At 45.2% G+C, this 20,410-nt stretch carries 19 protein-coding genes; 17 read left to right on the forward strand and 2 right to left on the reverse strand.

Annotation, left to right across the window (positions count from 1 at the left end):
• Nucleotides 1–52 precede the first annotated feature (52 nt).
• Nucleotides 53–181: a helix-turn-helix transcriptional regulator gene (locus WJ238_RS02875; protein WP_316269359.1), complete on the reverse strand. Its 129-nt coding sequence runs from the start codon at nt 179–181 to the stop codon at nt 53–55.
• 228 nt (nt 182–409) lie between these two features.
• Between WJ238_RS02875 and WJ238_RS02880 the strand changes: the two genes are divergently transcribed.
• The 5 genes from WJ238_RS02880 to WJ238_RS02900 all read left to right on the forward strand — a co-directional run bounded on the left by WJ238_RS02880 (nt 410) and on the right by WJ238_RS02900 (nt 6,701).
• A complete protein-coding gene (locus tag WJ238_RS02880) occupies nt 410–3,331 on the forward strand; it encodes an insulinase family protein (protein ID WP_337606083.1) in 2,922 nt (973 codons plus the stop codon).
• A 55-nt stretch (nt 3,332–3,386) separates the two neighbouring features.
• On the forward strand, nt 3,387–4,283 hold the full coding sequence (gene era, locus WJ238_RS02885; RefSeq protein ID WP_230105463.1) for a GTPase Era: 897 nt from the start codon (nt 3,387–3,389) through the stop codon (nt 4,281–4,283).
• Between the two features lie 54 nt (nt 4,284–4,337).
• The gene (locus WJ238_RS02890; RefSeq protein WP_230105464.1) at nt 4,338–4,526 is read left to right on the forward strand and encodes a hypothetical protein; all 189 of its coding nucleotides are present in this window, start codon (nt 4,338–4,340) and stop codon (nt 4,524–4,526) included.
• On the forward strand, nt 4,465–5,223 hold the full coding sequence (gene recO, locus WJ238_RS02895) for a DNA repair protein RecO (protein WP_230105465.1): 759 nt from the start codon (nt 4,465–4,467) through the stop codon (nt 5,221–5,223). Before WJ238_RS02890 ends, recO begins: the two co-directional genes overlap by 62 nt.
• An 86-nt stretch (nt 5,224–5,309) precedes the next feature.
• Nucleotides 5,310–6,701 carry a glycine--tRNA ligase gene (locus WJ238_RS02900; RefSeq protein WP_230105466.1) on the forward strand — a complete coding sequence of 464 codons (1,392 nt, stop codon included), beginning with the start codon at nt 5,310–5,312 and terminating at the stop codon, nt 6,699–6,701.
• A 136-nt stretch (nt 6,702–6,837) separates the two neighbouring features.
• On the opposite strand, the gene sstT is transcribed toward WJ238_RS02900, so the two are convergent.
• Nucleotides 6,838–8,106, reverse strand: coding sequence for a serine/threonine transporter SstT (gene sstT / locus WJ238_RS02905; protein ID WP_230105467.1), 1,269 nt, complete (start codon nt 8,104–8,106; stop codon nt 6,838–6,840).
• Between the two features lie 313 nt (nt 8,107–8,419).
• Between sstT and tdh the strand changes: the two genes are divergently transcribed.
• The 12 genes from tdh (at nt 8,420) to WJ238_RS02970 (ending at nt 20,406) form a co-directional block, all read left to right on the forward strand.
• A complete protein-coding gene (tdh, locus tag WJ238_RS02910) occupies nt 8,420–9,472 on the forward strand; it encodes an L-threonine 3-dehydrogenase, zinc-binding type (protein ID WP_230107596.1) in 1,053 nt (350 codons plus the stop codon).
• A 101-nt stretch (nt 9,473–9,573) separates the two neighbouring features.
• Nucleotides 9,574–10,773, forward strand: a complete 1,200-nt coding sequence (kbl, locus tag WJ238_RS02915) for a glycine C-acetyltransferase (RefSeq protein ID WP_316269354.1) — start codon at nt 9,574–9,576, stop codon at nt 10,771–10,773.
• Nucleotides 10,774–10,876: 103 nt separating this feature from the next.
• Nucleotides 10,877–11,638 carry an REP-associated tyrosine transposase gene (locus WJ238_RS11950; protein ID WP_508866304.1) on the forward strand — a complete coding sequence of 254 codons (762 nt, stop codon included), beginning with the start codon at nt 10,877–10,879 and terminating at the stop codon, nt 11,636–11,638.
• A 160-nt stretch (nt 11,639–11,798) separates the two neighbouring features.
• On the forward strand, nt 11,799–13,214 hold the full coding sequence (locus WJ238_RS02930) for an aminopeptidase (protein WP_337606086.1): 1,416 nt from the start codon (nt 11,799–11,801) through the stop codon (nt 13,212–13,214).
• A gap of 205 nt (nt 13,215–13,419) precedes the next feature.
• Complete coding sequence (locus WJ238_RS02935) at nt 13,420–13,653, forward strand: hypothetical protein (protein ID WP_230105472.1); 234 nt, start codon at nt 13,420–13,422, stop codon at nt 13,651–13,653.
• 43 nt (nt 13,654–13,696) lie between these two features.
• The gene (locus WJ238_RS02940; protein ID WP_316269346.1) at nt 13,697–14,158 is read left to right on the forward strand and encodes a precorrin-2 dehydrogenase/sirohydrochlorin ferrochelatase family protein; all 462 of its coding nucleotides are present in this window, start codon (nt 13,697–13,699) and stop codon (nt 14,156–14,158) included.
• Nucleotides 14,159–14,202: 44 nt separating this feature from the next.
• Entirely contained in the window at nt 14,203–15,102 is a 900-nt protein-coding gene (gene hemC, locus WJ238_RS02945; protein WP_316269344.1) for a hydroxymethylbilane synthase, read from the forward strand.
• Nucleotides 15,099–16,613, forward strand: coding sequence for a uroporphyrinogen-III C-methyltransferase (cobA, locus tag WJ238_RS02950; RefSeq protein ID WP_337606088.1), 1,515 nt, complete (start codon nt 15,099–15,101; stop codon nt 16,611–16,613). The genes hemC and cobA overlap by 4 nt, the downstream gene beginning before the upstream one ends.
• Entirely contained in the window at nt 16,610–17,752 is a 1,143-nt protein-coding gene (cbiD, locus tag WJ238_RS02955) for a cobalt-precorrin-5B (C(1))-methyltransferase CbiD (RefSeq protein WP_337606089.1), read from the forward strand. The genes cobA and cbiD overlap by 4 nt, the downstream gene beginning before the upstream one ends.
• Nucleotides 17,753–17,836: 84 nt before the next feature.
• Complete coding sequence (gene cobI, locus WJ238_RS02960) at nt 17,837–18,529, forward strand: precorrin-2 C(20)-methyltransferase (RefSeq protein ID WP_316269340.1); 693 nt, start codon at nt 17,837–17,839, stop codon at nt 18,527–18,529.
• Nucleotides 18,530–19,315 carry a precorrin-4 C(11)-methyltransferase gene (gene cobM / locus WJ238_RS02965; protein WP_337606090.1) on the forward strand — a complete coding sequence of 262 codons (786 nt, stop codon included), beginning with the start codon at nt 18,530–18,532 and terminating at the stop codon, nt 19,313–19,315.
• 50 nt (nt 19,316–19,365) lie between these two features.
• Nucleotides 19,366–20,406, forward strand: coding sequence for a cobalt-precorrin 5A hydrolase (locus WJ238_RS02970; protein ID WP_337606091.1), 1,041 nt, complete (start codon nt 19,366–19,368; stop codon nt 20,404–20,406).
• The last annotated feature ends 4 nt before the right edge of the window (nt 20,407–20,410 follow it).

Consider the following 20,410-nt stretch of genomic DNA (forward strand, 5'->3'; position numbering starts at 1 on the left):
CCTCCGGCTGTATCGGTTGAGCAAAAGTCAGCGTGGGATTGATGTGGTATCTTTAACTAAGTGAAACCCCTCTTCCCCAATTTGAAATAGCTTGTCGTGTTACACCGAGTTTATCAGCAACTTCACCTTGCGTAAGTCCGGATTTGTCCCTATATTTTTTTAATCTTGAGCCAATATTCAAAATGATTGCCTCCTCTTGATTTTGAAAATATTATATGAAAAAATAAGTTTATTTTCAACCTAAAACTTAGTGGCACCTGAAAGTCACTTCAAGAAATGGGAAAATTCAGGAGGAGAACGAGATTATCTTTCTTATTTACGGGAAAACTGTTATAATATAATGCTGAACAGAAGCGTCGGCATGCATCGGCACCGGCGGCAGTAACGATAGAAGAATGGAGAGTTGGATATGAAAACAGAAAATTGCAAAGCTTATGAACTGCTCCGGAAAGAAGAACTGAAAGGGATCAAATCCACAGGATATCTTCTGAAACATAAAAAAAGCGGAGCAAGAGTTCTTCTTGTAGAAAATGATGATAACAACAAGGTATTCAGTATCGGTTTCAGGACTCCGCCCTCTGACAGTACAGGAGTGCCCCATATCATGGAACATTCTGTTTTGTGCGGATCAAGAAATTTCCCGGCCAAGGATCCCTTTGTGGAACTGGTGAAGGGATCTCTGAATACGTTTTTGAATGCAATGACCTATCCTGACAAGACCGTATATCCGGTGGCAAGCTGCAATGAGAAGGATTTCCAGAATTTAATGCATGTCTACATGGATGCGGTACTGTACCCTAATATATACCAGCATGAGGAAATTTTCCGCCAGGAAGGATGGAGCTATAAACTGGATTCCAAAGAGGATAAGCTTTCTTACAATGGTGTGGTTTACAATGAGATGAAAGGAGCTTTTTCCTCTCCGGAGGGTGTGCTGGACCGGGTGGTATTAAATACGCTGTTCCCGGATACCTCTTATGCTAATGAATCCGGCGGTGATCCGGAATTTATTCCGGATCTGACCTACGAGCAGTTCCTTGATTTCCACAGAACTTACTATCATCCTTCCAACAGCTATATTTACCTGTATGGCGACATGGATATGGAAGAGAAATTGAACTGGCTGGATCAGGAGTATTTGAGCCGGTATGATGCAGCGGATGTAGATTCGGAAATCCGTCTGCAGAAGCCTTTTGAGGAGATGGTGGAAAAGGAAATTCCTTACTCTATTGCAAGCGAAGAGCCGGAGGAGGAAAATACCTATCTTTCTTATAACAAAGTCATCGGAACAAGCCTGGATAAAGAGCTTTATCTGGCGTTTCAGATTTTGGATTATGCGCTTTTGTCCGCACCGGGAGCTCCTTTGAAAAAAGCGCTGACAGATGCAGGCATTGGAAAGGATATTATCGGGTCCTATGATAATGGCATTTACCAGCCTGTTTTTTCCGTCATCGCAAAGAACGCGGATCCGGAGCAGAAGACGGCATTTGTAGATACCATTGAAACGGTGCTGAAGAATATTGTGAAAAACGGTATGGACAAAAAGGCGCTGGAAGCCGGGATCAACTATCATGAGTTCCGGTACAGAGAAGCAGATTTCGGCGGTTACTCGAAAGGGCTTATGTACGGCCTTCAGATGATGGACAGCTGGCTCTATGATGAGAATGAGCCGTTTATGCATATTGAAGCTCTGGATACTTTTGAATTTTTGAAAAAGCAGGTAGGAGGCCGCTATTTTGAAGAGCTGATCCAGACTTATCTTCTTAACAATACTCACGGTGCTGTTGTGGTAGTAAAGCCGGAGAAAGGACGGACAGCCCGCATGGACCGGGAACTGGATCAGAAGCTCCAGGCTTACAAAGACAGCCTGTCCGAGGAAGAAAAAGAGACGCTTGTAAAGCGCACAAAGGATCTGGAAGAATATCAGTCTGCCCCGGATAAAGAAGAAGATATTCAAAAAATACCGGTTCTTAAAGTCAGCGATATTTCCAGGGAAATCGAACCTATCAGAAAAGAGGAAATGAAACTTGGGAACATTCCGGCTGTGTTCCATGATATTGACACAAACGGTATTGGTTATGTAGAGGTGATGTTTGATCTATCCGGAATACCTGAAGAGAAGCTGCCTTATGTGGGAATCCTGCAGTCCGTGCTTGGCATTATTGACACAGAGAATTATGAGTACGGAGAACTGTTTAACGAGATCAACATGCATACAGGCGGAATCGGAACTTCTCTGGAACTCTATAATGATGTGACTCACATCCAGGAAAAAGAATTTAAGGCTACATTTGAGATAAAGGCGAAAGCTCTTTACAGTCAGATGCCTGTGGCATTTTCCATGATGAGAGAGATCCTGACGGCGTCCAAGTTGAACGATACGGCAAGGATCCGGGAGATTTTGGCTATGCTGAAATCCCGGCTTCTGATGAAGTTCCAGTCCTCCGGGCATACAACGGCGGCTCTTCGTGCGCTGTCCTACGCATCCCCGTCAGCAAAGCTCAAGGATATGACAAACGGAATAGAATTTTATCAGACAGTGGCGGAGATCGAAGAACATTTTGAAGAGAAAAAGGAAGCTCTTTCCCAGGAACTTCAAAATCTGGCAGGACAGATTTTCAGGGCAGATAATATGATGATAAGTTACACGGCGGAAAGAGAAGGTCTGGAAGGCCTTGCAAAGCTGACGGAAGAGCTGGCGGCAAAACTGCCGGAAGGAGAAAAAGAAGAGACAGCCTGCGTGATCCACTGTCAGAAGAGGAATGAAGGCTTCAAGACAGCGTCCAAGGTTCAGTACGTGGCCCGTACAGGGAATTTCATCGATCATGGCGCGTCTTACACCGGAGCGCTGCAGATCCTGAAGGTGATATTAAGCTATGATTATCTGTGGCAGAATATCCGTGTAAAAGGCGGAGCTTACGGCTGCATGAGCAATTTCAACCGCATTGGAGAAGGGTATATGGTATCTTACCGGGATCCGAATCTTCGCCGTACCATGGATGTCTATGAAGGCGTGGTGGAATACCTGGAGAACTTTACAGTCAGCGACCGGGATATGAATAAATATATCATTGGAACCATCAGCAACCTGGATCAGCCTATGACGCCTGCTGCAAAAGGAGACCGCTCCATGAATCTGTACATGAACCATGTCAGCGAGGAGATGATTCGAAAAGAAAGGGCAGAAGTTCTGGATGCGAAACAGGAGGATATCCGCGCACTGGCAGCGGTTGTGAAGGCTATGCTGTCAGCAGAGCAGATTTGTGTCATCGGAGCAGAAGATAAGATAGAAGAAAACAAAGAGATGTTTGACTGTGTGACAAAATTTTAACGGGGGACGTAACACTTTTAAACTTTACTACGTCCCAAATTGCAAAGGAGAACCTATGACAGAGAATTTTAAATCGGGTTTTGCGACCCTGATCGGCCGTCCCAATGTGGGAAAATCCACGCTGATGAACTATCTGATCGGCCAGAAGATCGCCATAACTTCCAATAAACCGCAGACAACGAGAAACCGTATCCAGACAGTGCTTACAACAGAAGAAGGGCAGATCATTTTCGTGGATACTCCCGGCATTCACAAGGCTAAAAACAAGCTGGGAGAATACATGGTCAATATTGCGGAGCGTACGCTGAATGAGGTGGATGTGGTGCTGTGGCTTGTGGAACCCAGCACATTTATCGGCGCCGGCGAAAAGCATATTGCACAGCAGCTGGAAAGAGTAAACACTCCTGTGATCCTGGTCATCAATAAGGTGGATTCTGTGAAAAAAGAAGAGGTATTTGCCTCAATTGCCGCTTACAAGGATCTCTATGATTTTGCGGAGATCGTGCCGGTTTCTGCAAGAAGCGGAGAAAATACGAGGGAACTTTTGAAAGAGATTTTCAAATATCTTCCTTATGGGCCGCAGTTTTACGATGAAGACACGGTGACAGACCAGCCGGAGAGACAGATTGTTGCGGAATTGATTCGGGAAAAGGCGCTGCACTGTCTCAATGAAGAGATTCCTCATGGAATTGCAGTGACGATTGAGAGAATGCAGAAGACTCGGAAGCTGACGCACATAGATGCGACTATTATATGTGAGAGGGATTCTCACAAGGGGATAATTATTGGAAAACAAGGAAAAATGTTGAAAAAGATCGGCAGTACAGCCCGGTATGAGATTGAAAAAATGCTGGATTGTCAGGTGAATCTGCAGCTTTGGGTAAAGGTGAAAAAGGACTGGAGAGACAGTGAATTTCTGATGAAAAATTTTGGATACCGTGAAGATGAATAAAAGACAGCCGGCATGGGAGATTCTAACCTTATCAACACAGGATGAGGTGATAGAATGGAAGAAAGTTACTGGAACAAATTTATGGCATCGGGAACGGTGGAAGATTATCTTACCTATAAAGGGATGGAAATGTGCAGGCAGACAATAAACAAGTATTCCAGAGAAACGGCAGGAATGGAAAATGAGTCAGTCAAATCAGATAACCGTAATGGGGATGATTCTGTCGGCAGCTCCTATCGGTGAGTATGATAAAAGAGTTGTGATATTGACGAAAGAGAGAGGAAAGATCTCAGCCTTTGCCAGAGGGGCAAGGAAGCCGGGAAGTCCGCTGACCGGCGCGGTGAATCCTTTCTCTTTCGGAACGTTTACTGTATATGAGGGCAGGACATCTTATACGCTTGTGGCAGCTGATATTTCCAACTACTTTGCAGAACTTAGGGCGGATATAGAAGCGGCCTATTACGGTTTTTATTTTTTGGACATTGCTAATTATTACGGCCGCGAGGCCAATGATGAGACAATGCTTTTGAAGCTTTTGTATCAGACGTTCCGGGCACTTGTGAAAAAGACGCTGCCTGACCGTCTGATCCGGTACATATTTGAATTAAAGGCTATCGCTGTCAATGGGGAGGCGCCTCAGGTCTTTCAGTGTGTGATGTGCCAGAGGAATGATCAGCCGGCGGTGTTCAGTGCGCTGAAAGGAGGACTTGTGTGCGAGTCCTGCCGGGGAAGTGTGCCGGACGGTATCCGGCTGAATCCGTCTACTGTATATACGCTCCAGTATATTATTAGTTCCAGTATAGAAAAGCTGTATACATTTACGGTGTCGGATGAGGTTTTAAAGGAACTGGGAATGGTGATGGAACGCTATATGGATATCTATGTGGACAGGCACTTCAAATCTCTGGATATTCTGAAGCAGATTACGGGCGAAAGCTAGGAAAAACGGGGGATTAGGCTTGAAAACTGCCCCATATAACGTTATAATATTGACATTATCCAGTATAGAAGGGAAGGTAGAGGAAAATGGTTGAAAAGACAATGGACAAAATCGTAGCGCTGGCTAAATCAAGAGGTTTTGTATATCCGGGGTCTGAAATATATGGAGGACTTGCAAACACATGGGATTACGGGAACCTGGGCGTAGAGCTGAAAAATAACGTAAAGAGAGCCTGGTGGAAAAAATTCGTGCAGGAAAATCCCTACAATGTAGGCGTTGACTGTGCGATTCTGATGAATCCGCAGACATGGGTAGCATCCGGACATCTGGGAGGTTTCAGCGATCCGTTGATGGACTGCAGGGAATGTCACGAACGTTTCCGTGCAGATAAGATGATCGAGGATTATGCACATGAAAATAATCTGGAAATCGGGGACAGCATTGACGGATGGAGTCATGAGAAAATGGAAACGTTTATCAAAGAGCACAATGTTCCCTGTCCGTCCTGTGGAAAGCATAATTTTACAGAGATCAGAGAGTTTAACCTGATGTTTAAAACATTTCAGGGTGTAACTGAGGATGCAAAGAGCACGGTGTACTTAAGGCCGGAGACAGCCCAGGGAATTTTCGTAAACTTTAAAAATGTACAGCGTACATCCAGAAAGAAGATTCCTTTTGGAATTTGTCAGATCGGAAAATCCTTCCGAAATGAGATCACACCGGGAAACTTTACCTTCCGTACAAGAGAATTTGAACAGATGGAACTGGAATTTTTCTGTAAGCCGGATACAGATCTGGAGTGGTTTGCATATTGGAAGAAATATTGTCTGGACTGGCTGTATTCTCTCGGCTTAAAGGATGAGGAAGTCAGATATCGCGATCACGAGAAAGAAGAGTTGTCTCATTACAGTAAAGCGACAACTGATGTAGAGTTCCTTTTCCCCTTCGGATGGGGAGAGCTGTGGGGAATCGCAGACAGAACAAACTTTGACCTGACACAGCATCAGAATGTTTCCGGACAGGATATGGCGTATTTTGATGACGAAACAAAGGAAAAATATATTCCATATGTCATTGAACCGTCACTCGGCGCTGACCGTATGGTACTGGCTTTCCTGTGCAGCGCTTATGATGAGGAAGAGCTGGAAGGCGGAGATACAAGAACAGTCCTTCGCTTCCATCCTGCTCTGGCGCCGATCAAGATCGGTGTACTTCCTCTTTCAAAGAAGTTAAGCGAGGGTGCAGAGAAGGTTTATACACAGCTTAGCAAGAAATATAACTGTGAATTTGATGAGCGTGGAAACATCGGAAAACGCTATCGCCGTCAGGACGAGATCGGTACACCGTTCTGCGTTACTTATGATTTCGATTCCGAAGAGGATGGAGCAGTAACGGTACGTGACAGAGACACCATGGAGCAGGAAAGGATCAAGATCGAAGATCTGGACGCTTACTTTGCTGAAAAGTTTGAATGGTAAAATAAAAAATATATAGGTACAGACAGCCGGACTCGGGAAAGGGTCCGGCTGTTTTTTGGAATCTGTGATTTGAATCTTACAAAAAGAACCGCGCATTTCTATGCGCGGTTCAGATAATTCATATTCAGTTTTAAGATTAAGCGTTATTTTTTGGTACTGTGAAACGTGCTTCCGGTTTTCCTGTATAGTCTTCAGGATGAAGCCGTCTGTCGCGGAACTCTGCACAAGCTGTATAAAGAACATCTGTGGAGGAGTTGATACCGGTCTCGCAGGAATCCTGAATAACGCCGATGATGAAGCCGACACCAACAACCTGCATTGCGATATCATTCGGAATACCAAACAGGCTGCAGGCAAGAGGAATCAGAAGCAATGATCCTCCGGCAACACCGGATGCACCTGCTGCACTGGCAGCCGCGAGAACACACATGATAAGGGCTGATCCAAAGGAAACTTGGATATCCAGTGTTGTAGCTGCTGCAAGGGCCATTGTGGAAATTGTAATAGCTGCTCCCGCCATATTGACTGTTGCTCCCAGAGGAATGGAAATAGAATATGTATCCTCGTCAAGGTTAAGTTTTTTACACAGTTCCATGTTAACAGGAATATTTGCAGCGGAACTTCTTGTGAAGAATGCAGTGATAAAGCTTTCTTTTAAGCATGTAAATACAAGCGGATATGGATTTCTTCTTGTACATACAAAGGTAACAAGCGGATTAACAATAAATGCAACAACTGCCATGCTGCCTACCAGGATAACGATCAGACGTCCGTACTCTACAAGAGCACCCAGACCCTGCTCGGAAATTGTTGTGAAGATCAAGCCCATGATACCGAATGGAGCACAGCTGATAACCCACTGAACAGCTACAGATACGGCATCGGAAATATCTTCTAAAGCTTTTTTAGTACCCGGACCGGCTTTCTTTAAAGCCACACCGAAAATGATTGCCCATGCAAGAATACCAATGTAGTTTGCATTTACGATAGCATTTACCGGATTGTCTACCAGGTTCATTAAAAGATTCGTAAGAACCTCTACTACACCGCTTGGAGGTGTAACATCACCGGTATTTGTATTCTCTGCAAATGTCAGAGTAACCGGGAAGATATAATGTGCAACTACAGCTACAAGAGCAGCGAGAAGGTTACCGAGCATATACAGAACTACGATAGCCTTCATGTTGGTTTTCTGTCCTTCGCCCATATGGCATAATGCACTCATAACAAGGAAAAATACCAAGATTGGTGCAACACCACGAAGCGCCCCAACGAACAGATCACCGAGGATGGAAATTCCGGATGCCTGTGGAATAGTAAGTCCGAGAATGATACCAATGATCAGTCCTACAATAATTCGTTTTACAAGACTGATGCTGTTCCATTTTTTGATTGCATTTTTCATACTTTCTTCTGCAGATATATACGGATTTTATATCTGCAATTCCTCTCTTTCTCTCATTGATTTTGTTGTTAGGTTCCGTTTCCTGATAAATTATATTATCGCACAAATTTGGTAATAATGCTATAGAAAATTTAGATAAATAATTATTTAACAAAGTATTTTTGTGAAAAAGAGTAAAATATTAAAAAAAGTAGAATAAATTCTGTAAAAAGTGTAAAAAGCCAATTGTAGGAAAAACAAGCGAGTGATATAATAAAAAAAGAAATCTGTCAAGAGACAGGAAATTGGAGGTAGGTATATCATGGGAGAAAAAATGAATGATGGAATGATGTGGGCTCTCGTAAAAGAGAAGCCGGAAGAAGGGCTGTGGATGAAGCGTGTTCCGATTCCCGAGGTAGGACCGAATGATGTTAAGATTAAGATTCACAAAACAGCAATTTGTGGAACAGATGTACATATCTGGCAGTGGAATGACTGGGCACAGCATACAATTCCGATCGGTCTGACAGCAGGTCATGAATATGTAGGGGAAATTGTAGAAGTAGGTACAGGAGTGAAGGGCTTTCAAATAGGAGATCTTGTATCTGGTGAAGGACACATTACCTGTGGAAAATGCCGTAACTGTCTGGAAGGACACAAAGAGAACTGTAAAGATGCCAAAGGTGTGGGGGTAAACAGAAACGGCGCTTTTGCGGAGTATCTGGTAATCCCATCTTCTAATGTATGGCCATGCAATCCTAATATCCCGGAAGAAATGTATGCGATTTTTGATCCCTTTGGAAACGCAACTCATACAGCTCTTTCCTACGATGTATTGGGCGAAGATGTTCTGATCGCAGGAGCAGGGCCCATTGGTATTATGGCAGCAGCTATCGTGAAATTCTCAGGCGCAAGACATGTTGTAGTGACAGACTTTAACGAGTACCGTCTTGATCTGGCGAAGAAGCTGGGCGCTACAAGAGTAGTAAATCTTGGAAAAGAGAAACTTCCGGATGTAATGAAAGAGATCGGTATGACAGAGGGATTTGACGTCGGTCTTGAAATGTCCGGTTCACAGGTTGCTCTTCATGACATGATCCACAATATGAAGCACGGAGGAAAGATCGCGCTTCTTGGACTGCAGAGAACAGATGCAAAGGTAGATCTGGAGACAGTAATCTTCAACGGACTGAATCTGCGTGGTATCTATGGAAGAAAAGTGTGGGATACATGGTACAAGATGTCCACTATGCTGCAGGCAGGCCTGGATATTTCCGGTATTATCACACATCACTTTGACATCAAGGACTTTGCAAAAGGATTTGAGGCAATGATTTCCGGAGAGTCAGGAAAGGTTATCCTGGATTGGTCACACATTAATGACTAGAGGGAAAACAGTCAGATCGTCTGACAGAATATAGTGCGGAGCAAAGCACTATACAAAATATGTGATAAAAACAGAAAAAGAAAAGGAGCGGAAAAAACAAAATGGCACGTAAAGACGATATTTTAAGTATTTATGCAAAAGAAGTGGAAGGGATCAAAGAGGCAGGGCTCTTTAAAGGAGAAGCTCCCTTTGTTTCCCCACAGGGCGCAAGAGTAAAAATGGAAGACGGAAGAGAACTTTTGTGTATGTGTGCCAACAACTATCTTGGACTGGGAGATAATCCGAGACTGATCGAGGCTGCAAAGAGAACATACGATGAAAAAGGATACGGGGTTGCCTCTGTTCGTTTTATCTGCGGAACCCAGGATATTCACAAAAAACTGGAGAAGAAAATTTCAGATTTCCTGGGAACAGATGATACGATTCTTTATTCTTCCTGTTTTGATGCAAACGGAGGACTTTTTGAGACAATCCTTACAGCAGATGACGCGGTGATCAGCGACGAGCTGAACCATGCATCCATTATCGACGGTGTTCGCCTGTGTAAGGCAAAAAGATTCCGTTATAAAAACAATGATATGGAAGATCTGGAAGCAAAACTTAAGGAAGCAGACGAAGCTGGCGCAAGAATTAAGCTGATCGCAACAGACGGAGTATTTTCCATGGACGGTATTATCTGTAACCTGCAGGGAGTATGTGATCTGGCAGATAAATACAATGCACTTGTTATGGTTGATGACAGCCATGCAGTAGGATTTGTCGGAAAGACAGGACGCGGAACTCCGGAATACTGTGGTGTACAGGGACGTGTAGACATCATCACAGGAACACTTGGAAAAGCACTTGGAGGAGCATCCGGCGGATACACATCCGGACGCAAAGAGATTATTGATCTGCTTCGTCAGAGAAGCCGTCCGTATCTGTTCTCCAACTCACTGGCACCGGCGATTGCTGGAGCAAGTATTGAGCTGTTTGATATGCTTGATGAGAGCACAGAGCTTAGAGATCATCTGGAAGAAGTAACAGCATATTACAGAAATCTTCTTGTAGAGAACGGATTTGATATTATTCCGGGAACTCATCCTTGCGTACCGGTAATGCTGTATGATGAGAAAACAGCGGCAGAATTCGCAAAACGCATGATGGACAAGGGAGTTTATGTTGTGGCATTCTCCTATCCGGTAGTACCGAAGGGAAAAGCAAGAATCCGTACCCAGGTATGCGCAAGCCACACAAAAGAAGATATCGATTTCATTGTAAAATGCTTCAAAGAAGTAAGAGAGGAAATGGGATTGAAATAATAATTTGGGACGTAACACTTTTCAAAAGTGTTACGTCCCAAATTAGAAAAAGTGGTGTGTATTTTTGCAAAATACCCTGTGCAAAAATGAAGGAAGGGATATTTTGCGAAGAAGAAAAGAGAGTAGTACCGGTTTCTATCACGTTGTTGTAAAAGGGATTGCACGGGAAAGAAATTTTAGTCAAACGCGGGAAAAGAAGTATTTTAGATTAATTATTAGAAAGCATCTGAAAAATTATGATGTAAAGATCTATGCATATTGTATTATGTCTAATCATGCTCATATTATGATATGGGCGGAAATTCAGGAATTATCATTTTTTATGGCCAGGGTCTTGGCTGAATACGCAAATTATTACAATTACAAACATGACAGAAACGGACATGTGTTTCAAAACAGATTTACCAGTGAGTGTATTGAGGATGAGGATTATTTCTGGAATTGTCTTAGATATATTCATATGAATCCGGTAAAAGCGGGTATGGCAAAAAAAGCCGCAGATTATAAATACAGCAGTATAAAAGAATATTTTTCAGAGGAGAAAATGCTGATACATGAAGAGGCGGTAAGGTTTATAAGAAACCGGTTCGGAGAATTTCATATTTTTGAAGCTTTCCATCAAGGAAGAAAATATGAAGTGTTTGAGGATATTAAGGAAGAAATAGAGCAGCAGAGAATTGACATAGCTGAAATGATGGCACATGAATTGTGTGAAAAGAACAAATTTGATTTCTGTATTCAAGTCTTTGAAGAAAAAGCGGTTCGAGAAGAATATCTTAAAAAAATTCAGCAGACACTAGATGTATCGTGTCGTAAATCCCAGGAGATATATTCAAAAATAAGAAAAAAGATGAAGAGCAAATGACAAAAAAACGCAGGGTATTTTGCAAAAATACACACCACTTGCATTAAATGGGGACGTAACACTTTTTAAAAATGTTACGTGTACAATTAACTTACATGTACAAAAAAACCGGTATGTGTTATGATATACGTATTGATTTTAGAGTGAAGGAGTGACATCTATGGAAAGAAATAACGCATGGCTCACCTATTCCGCTCAGGATATGGAGGGGCTTGAAAGAATCAATTCTTCGTATAAAGCTTGTCTCGACGAGGGAAAGACCGAGCGGGAATGTGTGGCAGTAGCGCGCCGTATGGCACAGGAAAAGGGATTTAAAGATCTGAAGGATGTGATCCGCAGTGGGGAACCGCTGAAAGCCGGGGACAAAGTGTATGCGGTATGCATGGATAAGAGCATTCTTTTATTTCATATAGGAAGAAAGCCCCTTCAGGAGGGTATGAATATTCTGGGCGCTCACATTGATTCTCCGCGAATCGATGTGAAGCAGAATCCATTATATGAAAATGAAGAACTTGCCTACCTGGATACTCATTACTACGGTGGCATTAAAAAATACCAGTGGGTAACTCTTCCGCTGGCTCTCCACGGGGTTGTGGTAAAAAAGGATGGAACGACGGTTCCTATCCGCATCGGGGAAAAGGACGATGATCCGGTGTTTGCCATCACAGATCTTCTGGTCCATCTGGCAGGAAAACAGTTGGAAAAGAAAGCGAACATCGTGATCGAAGGAGAAAAGCTGGATCTTTTGATCGGAAGCCGTCCGGAGAAGGCAGATGAGACAGAAGATGCAGATAAGGAAGAAAAAGCAGCTGCAAAGGATGCAGTAAAAAGCCAGATCATGAAGCTTCTCAAAGAAAGCTATAATATAGAAGAAGAGGACTTTTTTTCCGCAGAGCTTGAGATCGTTCCAGCCGGCAGAGCAAGAGACTGCGGCCTGGATCGCAGCATGATTATGGCCTATGGACAGGATGACAGAGTTTGTGCCTTTACTTCACTTTTTGCAATGCTGGATGTGGAGAACCTTGAAAAAACGGCATGCTGTATTCTTGTGGACAAAGAGGAAATCGGAAGTGTAGGTGCAACCGGAATGCATTCCCGGTTCTTTGAAAATACAGTGGCAGAGATTGTGGCTCTTACGGAAGGTGAGTCGGAGTTGAAAGTACGCCGTGCTCTGCAAAATTCAAAAATGCTCTCATCGGATGTCAGTGCGGCCTATGATCCTATGTTTGCGGAAGTGTTTGAAAAGAGAAGTTCTGCATTTTTTGCCAAGGGTCTGGTGTTCAACAAATTTACCGGAAGCCGCGGAAAGAGCGGGTCAAATGATGCAAACGCAGAATATCTGGCACAGATCCGGCAGGCTATGGATAAAAGAAATGTAGCATACCAGTTTGCGGAGCTTGGAAAGGTTGACGCCGGCGGCGGCGGAACCATTGCTTATATCATGGCAAATTACGGTATGGAAGTGATCGACAGCGGAGTGGCGGTTCTCTGTATGCATGCACCATGGGAGATCACAAGCAAGGCGGATGTGTATGAGGCATACAAAGGATACATGGCATTTATAGAAGAAATGTAAAAGCGCCGCCTGTTGGCAAGCAGGCATGATGTCCCAGGTTAATATTGAAGAAAGGGAGGCTGGATGAGAGGCAGAGCGGCTGTATTCTCATTTAGCCTTTTCAAAATGTCTGCACCTGAAAGAATGAAGAAAGCGGAGTATGCAGACAATGTAGAGCAGACAGACAAACCAGAACGGACAGGAAAATTAGAAAGGACAGATAAAGGTGAGGCAGGAAAGATTTAAAATGGAGAGGCAAGGCCTTGTAGAAGAAGGTCAGGAGGTCGTCATCAGCGAGAGAAGCCCCAGCACAGGGCGGTATACCTATCTGGTCGAACCATCTGTAGCCATGTCCGGAATTTATCGGACAAATGAAAGAATCAAAGCGCGAAAGGGCGTCATCCGAAAAATCGAGGAGACAGAAAAAGGCTTTTATCTTATTGTGGAAATGGAAGAGTAAATCCGGGAGATTCCCTTTGAGATTTCTTTATGAAGGAGGAAAAATGAAAAAACATTTTCCGCTATTTATATCTGTAGAGAAGAAAAAGGTACTGGTTATCGGGGGAGGGAAAGTGGCTCTTCGCAGAATATCAGTCCTTCAGGATTTTGGAGCCGATATCACAGTCATTGCCAAAAGCGTCCCGGGTGATCAGAAAGAAAGAATCGAATGTCTGCACAGAGAGGGGAAAATAAACCTGATGGAGCGGGAATTTCGTCCTGCTGATATTCTTACAGACTATTTTATGATAATCGCTGCTTCGGATGACAATGACCTTAATCGTAACATCGTAGCTCTTGGCAGGGAGAAAGGAATTTTGGTAAATTCGGCGTCGTGCCGGGATGACTGTGATTTTTATTTTCCGGCCATTGCAGCAAAGGACAACATTGTGGTTGGAATTGCAGGAGACGGATCAGATCATCGGGCGGTGGCTGATCTTGCAGCGAAAGTTCGCAGGGAATTATAGCGTCCTGGGACGCACAGTATCAGAAGACAGCTGGGAGTGTGAGAATGAAACTTAAGGTAGGAAGCAGAATGAGCCGGCTGGCAATCCGGCAGGCAGAACTTATAATAGAAGAATTACAGACAGTCAATCCGGCGTTGGAATGTGAACTGGTTACGATGAAGACAACAGGGGATCGCATTCTTAATAAGACGCTGGATAAAATCGGAGGGAAAGGTCTTTTTATGAAAGAGCTGGAGGCAGCTCTTCAGGAAGGGAAGATCGATCTTGCAGTACATAGTCTGAAAGATATGCCGATGGAGGAGACAAAAGAGTATCCCATTCTGGCATTTTCAGAGCGTGAAGATCCAAGAGATGTGTTGGTGCTCCCAAAGGGAGTGGAAAAATGGGATGTTAAAAAACCGGCTGGATGTTCCAGTCTGCGAAGGAAAATTCAATTGCATGCTATGTATCCGGAACTGGAAATAACCAGCGTAAGAGGAAATGTATTGACCCGGTTGGAAAAATTGGATAAAGGGGAATTTGGCGCTCTTGTGCTGGCGGCGGCAGGGCTGAAAAGATTAGGCCTGGAAAACCGGATCAGCCGTTACTTTGAGGTGACGGAGATCCTTCCTTCTGCAGGACAGGGAGTTTTGGCCGTGCAGGGGAAAAAGTCCCTGAAATCCATTACAGATGGAATCGATCACAAGGAATCCCGGTGGCTTTCTGTGGCGGAGCGATCCTTTGTGCGGCGGTTGAATGGAGGCTGTTCTTCGCCCGTGGCGGCTTATGGAGAGATCAGGAACGGCATCTGTACTTTGAGGGGTCTTTATTATAATGAAGAAACAGGATTTTTCAAAGTGGGTCAGCAGTCATTGCCGAAGGAAGAAATGGCTGATGTTCAAAACGCTGTCCGGATAGGGATGGATCTTGCGGAAAAGTTAAAAAATGAGGAGACAGAAAAATGAAGCAGAGAAGACAAGGAAAAGGAGTTGTCTATCTGGTAGGGGCCGGCCCCTCTGACGCCGAGCTGATCACTGTAAAAGGAAAACGCCTGATGGAAGAGGCGGATGTTATTGTCTATGACCGGCTTGTGGGAAGCAGTATCCTTTCATATGGAAATAATGAAGCGGAATATATAGATGTGGGAAAACGAGCGGGATTTCATCCGATCCCCCAGGAAGAGATCAATAAAATTCTTGCTGCAGAGGCAGAAAAAGGCGGGAAGATCGTGCGCCTCAAGGGAGGGGATCCCCTTGTATTCGGGAGAGGTGCAGAGGAGGCGGAATATTTAAACGCTCAGGGGATCGCATTTGAGATTGTCCCCGGAATCACTTCTGCCGTTTCTGTGCCGGCCTATCTTGGTATCCCTGTGACCCACCGGGACATGGCGTCATCCTTTCACGTCGTCACTGCCCACAAAAAGGACGGAAGTTTTCCGGATATTTCTTACGATGCCCTGGTAAAAGGAGGCGGAACACTGGTATTCCTGATGGGGGTGCACACGGTAAAGGATGTGGCAGAAGGTTTGTTGAAAAGCAATATGCCTCCAGAGACACCGGCTGCTGTCCTGGAGAGAGGGACAACGGCAAGGCAGCGGAAAATCAAAGGAACCATTGCAGACATTGCCCGGAAAGCATTGGAAGAGAAGATACAGTCCCCAGCCATCATTCTTGTAGGGCAGGTTGCCGGAGAGGAGCAAATGGAGTGGTATGACAAACGCCCGCTGGCAGGAAAGAAATTTGTGGTGACAAGGCCAAGAGAGCAAAAGGACAAGCTGTCAGCCCTCCTTCGGGAAAAGGGAGCGGAAGTGCTGGAAGCGCCTACAATCCGCATTGTCCCCATAGAAGAAAATCCTGCTTTGGATGAAGCGCTGGAGAAGATAGCAGATTATAGCTGGCTGGTATTTACCAGCCCTACAGGGGTACGAATTTTCAGAGACTATCTGAAAAAGCATTCGATAGACAACCGAAAGCTGTCTCACCTTAAATTTGCAGTGATAGGGCAGGGAACAGCGGAGAAAATGCGGGAGTGGGGATTTTCCCCGGATTTGATGCCCGAAGTATACGACAGCAGACATTTGGCAGAGGAATTGGCGCTGCAAGTGGGAAAGAATGAAAAAATTCTTCTTCCCAGAGCCAGGATGGGAAGCCGGGAGCTTACGGAAATCCTGGAGAGAGCAGGCATACAGACGGCAGACATACCGCTGTATGATACCTGTTATGAGTCTTTGCCCTTTGTTGATCCGGAAAAAGAGTTTGGAGAAGGGATCAGTGATTATGCTGTCTTCACCAGTTCTTCTACTGTCCGCGGATTTGTCCATGCCGCGCCGGATCTGGATTTTGGCAGGGTGACGGCGCTTTGTATCGGGGAAAAGACAGAAGAAGAAGCAAGAAAAGCTGGGATGGTTACCTATACAGCCAGGAGGGCGGATATAGAGTCCCTTGTTTTGTTGGCAGAAGAAATGGAGAAGCAATGAGCAGGCAGAAAAAGGAGTTAAAAAAAGGCTGGACGACAGGAACCTGTGCACAGGCAGCTTCAAGGGCAGCGGCAGAATATTTGCTTACAGGCAGAAAGAGGGAACAGATCAAAGTATGGATTCCTGCCGGATGGAGCCTGGAACTTCCTGTGGAAGAATGCAGGCCGGTAAGATATGATGACCGGGGAAATGTGAACTCTGTCAGGTGCGGCATCAGAAAGTACAGCGGAGACGACCCGGATATTACGAACGGAGTTGTGATTTACAGTACAGTCTCTATGGAAGAAGGAGATCATATCACCATAGACGGCGGAGAAGGAGTGGGAAGAGTGACAAAGCCCGGTCTGGATCAGCCGGTAGGCAGTGCGGCCATCAACACGGTCCCAAGAAAAATGATAGAAAAAGAAGTCCGGGAAGTGCGGGACATCTCAGGTTATACCGGAGGCCTGAAGGTAATCATTGAGATACCGGGAGGGCAGGAGCTGGCAGAAAAGACCTTTAACCCCCGTATTGGGATAGAAGGAGGGCTGTCTGTGCTTGGAACAAGCGGCATTGTGGAACCTATGAGCGAGCAGGCCCTTATTGACACCATTGAGGTGGAGATAAAAGTAAAGCTTGCCGCAAAAAGAGAGATTATTTTGGCAGCGCCCGGCAATTACGGCCTTGATTTCCTGGAAGAGAAATGGCAGATCCAGAAAGAGGAGGCTGTCAAGTGCAGCAATTATGTGGGAGATACCATAGATCTTGCAGTAAAACATGGCGCAAAGGGGCTGCTTTTTATTTCTCATATCGGTAAATTTGTAAAGGTTGCCGGAGGCATTATGAATACGCATTCCAGATATGCAGACTGCCGGATGGAGATTTTAAGTGCTGCAGCTCTTCGGGCAGGTTTGGGAGAAGCGGTTGCCCTGTCGCTTCTTGGCTGTAACACCACAGAGGATGCACTGCAGATGCTGGATGGAGAAAAAAGGGAGAAGATAATAGAGGTTTTGATGCAGAAGATCCATACGTATCTTAACATGAGATCCGGCGGAGAGATAAAGACCGGAGCAATCGTATTTTCCAATACCTTCGGGATGCTTGGAATGACGGAGGACGCTTTGGAGCTGATCGAGGAATATAAGTCCCATTGCCAGTAACGGAATTGATATTGTATATATCAATAAAATAAATAATAAAAGCTCTATAGAAATAAAAAAATATATAAAAAGAAAGGAAATCATATGAAAGGAACGTTGTATGGAGTCGGCGTCGGCCCTGGGGATCCGGAACTTTTGACCCTTCAGGCTGTCCGTATCATAAGGGAGAGCGATGTGATCTTTGCCCCAGGAAAAGTACCGGAAGAGACAACCGCTTATCAGATCGCGGCAGGAGCGGTCCCGGAACTTGCCTCAAAGAAGACGGAAGGGCTTTATATGCCGATGACAAAAGATGAGGAAGCAAGGGAGAAGGCCCATGAAGATGCGGCAAAGAGGATACTTGCGGTTTTGGAACAGGGAAAGACGGCGGCTTATCTTACGCTGGGAGATCCCTGCATTTATTCCACCTATCTTTATGTCCATAGAAAGGTAGAGGCAGCAGGATATCCGGCAAAACTGATCAATGGGATTCCTTCTTTTCTGGCAGTATCGGCAGCTTTGGATGAGGGGCTTGTGGAAAAAGATCAGATGCTCCATCTCATTCCCGCCTCTTATCCGATCGCAGAAGGACTCTCTCTTTCAGGTACCAAGGTATTAATGAAAGCGGGAAAAGAAGCTGCCAGGGTGAGAGACTACCTGAAGGAGAATGGGCAGAAAGGGCAGGCTGTGGAGCGATGCAAAATGGACGGAGAGAAAATTTACCGTTCTTTGGATGAAATTCCAGATGATTTAAGTTATTATTCTATTATGGTAGTAAAAGACGCAGGAGGACAATAGATGGTTTATTTTGTGGGCGCAGGCCCTGGGGATCCGGATCTTATCACAGTAAAGGGGAAACGGAAAGTAGATGAGGCGGATGTCATTATTTACGCCGGATCTTTGGTAAATCCCCAGGTGATGGCAGACAGAAAAAAAGAGTGCCAGGTTTTCAACAGTGCTTATATGACACTGGAAGAAGTGCTGGATGTTATGAAAAAAGCGGAAGAAGAAGGGAAGACGACGGTGCGGCTGCATACCGGGGATCCCTGCCTGTACGGGGCCATTCAGGAACAGATGGATGCGCTGGATGCGCTTGGCATTTCTTATGAAGTATGTCCCGGAGTCAGTTCATTTTGCGGAGCTGCAGCTGCCCTTCAGCTGGAGTATACACTGCCGTCCATATCCCAGAGCGTTGTTATCACAAGGATGGCGGGACGCACCCCGGTGCCGGAGAGGGAAAGTATCCGTTCTTTTGCACAGCATCAGACGACCATGGTATTGTTCTTAAGCGCGGGGCTTCTGGGGCAGCTGTCTTTAGAGCTGCAGGCCGGCGGGTATCCTCCGGACACGCCCGCAGCCATTGTATACAAAGCCACCTGGGAAGAGGAAAAGAAAGTAATCTGCACCGTGGATTCTTTGGAAGAGACAGCGGCAAGAGAGGGGATCCAAAAGACTGCCCTTATTATTGTGGGACGCATATTGGAAAAAAAGAATTACGAAAGATCCAGGCTGTATGATCCATCCTTTGACACCGAATATCGGAGGAGCAAAGACGGGCAGAAAGGAATGAGGAAAGAACATTGAAAAAGCCTTTGACACTCATTGTCTGCTATACAGACAAAGGAAAAGAAAAAATGCAGGCAATAGAAGAGATCCTTACCCGCCGGGGAAGAGACACCGTTTGTCTTGAGAGACCTTCCGGAAAGGACTGGGTATCTCATTATTGGGACAAAGCCGGAGAAATCCTTTTCATTGGAGCAGCCGGCATTGCGGTCCGTCTCATTGCCCCCTGTCTTCGGGATAAAATGAAGGATCCGGCAGTGGTTGTCATGGATGAGAAAGGAACATTTGCCATTCCGATCCTGTCCGGCCATGTGGGTGGGGCCAATGAACTTGCCCTTCTTCTGGAAGAGGAGACGGGCTCCCTGCCGGTGCTGACAACGGCGACCGATGTACAGGGGAAATTTGCAGTAGATGTGTTTGCCAAGAAGCAGTCTCTCCTTTTTTCCAACCGGGTGCTGGCAAAAAAAATTTCTGCTGCTATACTAAGAGGGGAGAAAATCGGATTTTATGCAGAGTGCCCGGTGGAAGGGGAACTTCCGGAAGAACTGGAGTCCTGTCCAAGGGAAGAGATGCTGAAGGATTTTCCCCTGGGGATTGCCGTTGTACAAAGCCCGGACGGCGAAGGGCGAAAGGACCTGGAAACAAGCGGGTCGTCCGGCGCAAAGATTCTTTATCTTTACCCGGCTAATCTCACTTTGGGAGCCGGGTGTAAAAAAGGAAAGCCGGCAAAAGAGCTGGAAGATTTCTTCTGCAGGAGCCTTAAGTCTCTCGGCCTTAGAAAAGAACAGGTGGAAAAGATCGGAAGTATTGACAGGAAAGCAGAAGAAGAGGGATTTATTGAGCTGGCTGATCAGTGGAACATTCCATTTGAGACCTGGCCGGAGGAAGTGCTTAAGCAGATAGAAAACGTAAGCAGGGAATCCGGATTTGTCCGCCAGGTGACAGGAATTGGAAATGTCTGCGAGCGGGCAGCGATACAGGGCAGCAAAAACGGAAGGCTGCTTCTTGAAAAAACAGCAGAAAACGGCATGACCCTTGCGGTGGCGGCCAAAGATTGGAGTGTGGCATTTGACGAAATTATATGTAGTGGGCATCGGGCCGGGAAACTATGAAGAT

Source organism: Claveliimonas sp. (assembly GCF_037273965.1).
GTDB lineage: Bacteria > Bacillota > Clostridia > Lachnospirales > Lachnospiraceae > Claveliimonas > Claveliimonas bilis.

Coding starts and splice junctions, on each gene's coding strand:
- sstT (WP_230105467.1), bottom strand. CDS start 8,106: ATGAAAAATGCAATCAAAAAATGGAACAGCATCAGTCTTGTAAAACGA.
- cobM (WP_337606090.1), top strand. CDS start 18,530: ATGGTTTATTTTGTGGGCGCAGGCCCTGGGGATCCGGATCTTATCACA.
- WJ238_RS02900 (WP_230105466.1), top strand. CDS start 5,310: ATGGTTGAAAAGACAATGGACAAAATCGTAGCGCTGGCTAAATCAAGA.
- WJ238_RS02890 (WP_230105464.1), top strand. CDS start 4,338: ATGGAAGAAAGTTACTGGAACAAATTTATGGCATCGGGAACGGTGGAA.
- kbl (WP_316269354.1), top strand. CDS start 9,574: ATGGCACGTAAAGACGATATTTTAAGTATTTATGCAAAAGAAGTGGAA.
- recO (WP_230105465.1), top strand. CDS start 4,465: ATGAGTCAGTCAAATCAGATAACCGTAATGGGGATGATTCTGTCGGCA.
- cbiD (WP_337606089.1), top strand. CDS start 16,610: ATGAGCAGGCAGAAAAAGGAGTTAAAAAAAGGCTGGACGACAGGAACC.
- cobI (WP_316269340.1), top strand. CDS start 17,837: ATGAAAGGAACGTTGTATGGAGTCGGCGTCGGCCCTGGGGATCCGGAA.
- hemC (WP_316269344.1), top strand. CDS start 14,203: ATGAAACTTAAGGTAGGAAGCAGAATGAGCCGGCTGGCAATCCGGCAG.
- tdh (WP_230107596.1), top strand. CDS start 8,420: ATGAATGATGGAATGATGTGGGCTCTCGTAAAAGAGAAGCCGGAAGAA.
- WJ238_RS02940 (WP_316269346.1), top strand. CDS start 13,697: ATGAAAAAACATTTTCCGCTATTTATATCTGTAGAGAAGAAAAAGGTA.
- WJ238_RS02970 (WP_337606091.1), top strand. CDS start 19,366: ATGCAGGCAATAGAAGAGATCCTTACCCGCCGGGGAAGAGACACCGTT.
- era (WP_230105463.1), top strand. CDS start 3,387: ATGACAGAGAATTTTAAATCGGGTTTTGCGACCCTGATCGGCCGTCCC.
- cobA (WP_337606088.1), top strand. CDS start 15,099: ATGAAGCAGAGAAGACAAGGAAAAGGAGTTGTCTATCTGGTAGGGGCC.
- WJ238_RS02930 (WP_337606086.1), top strand. CDS start 11,799: ATGGAAAGAAATAACGCATGGCTCACCTATTCCGCTCAGGATATGGAG.
- WJ238_RS02880 (WP_337606083.1), top strand. CDS start 410: ATGAAAACAGAAAATTGCAAAGCTTATGAACTGCTCCGGAAAGAAGAA.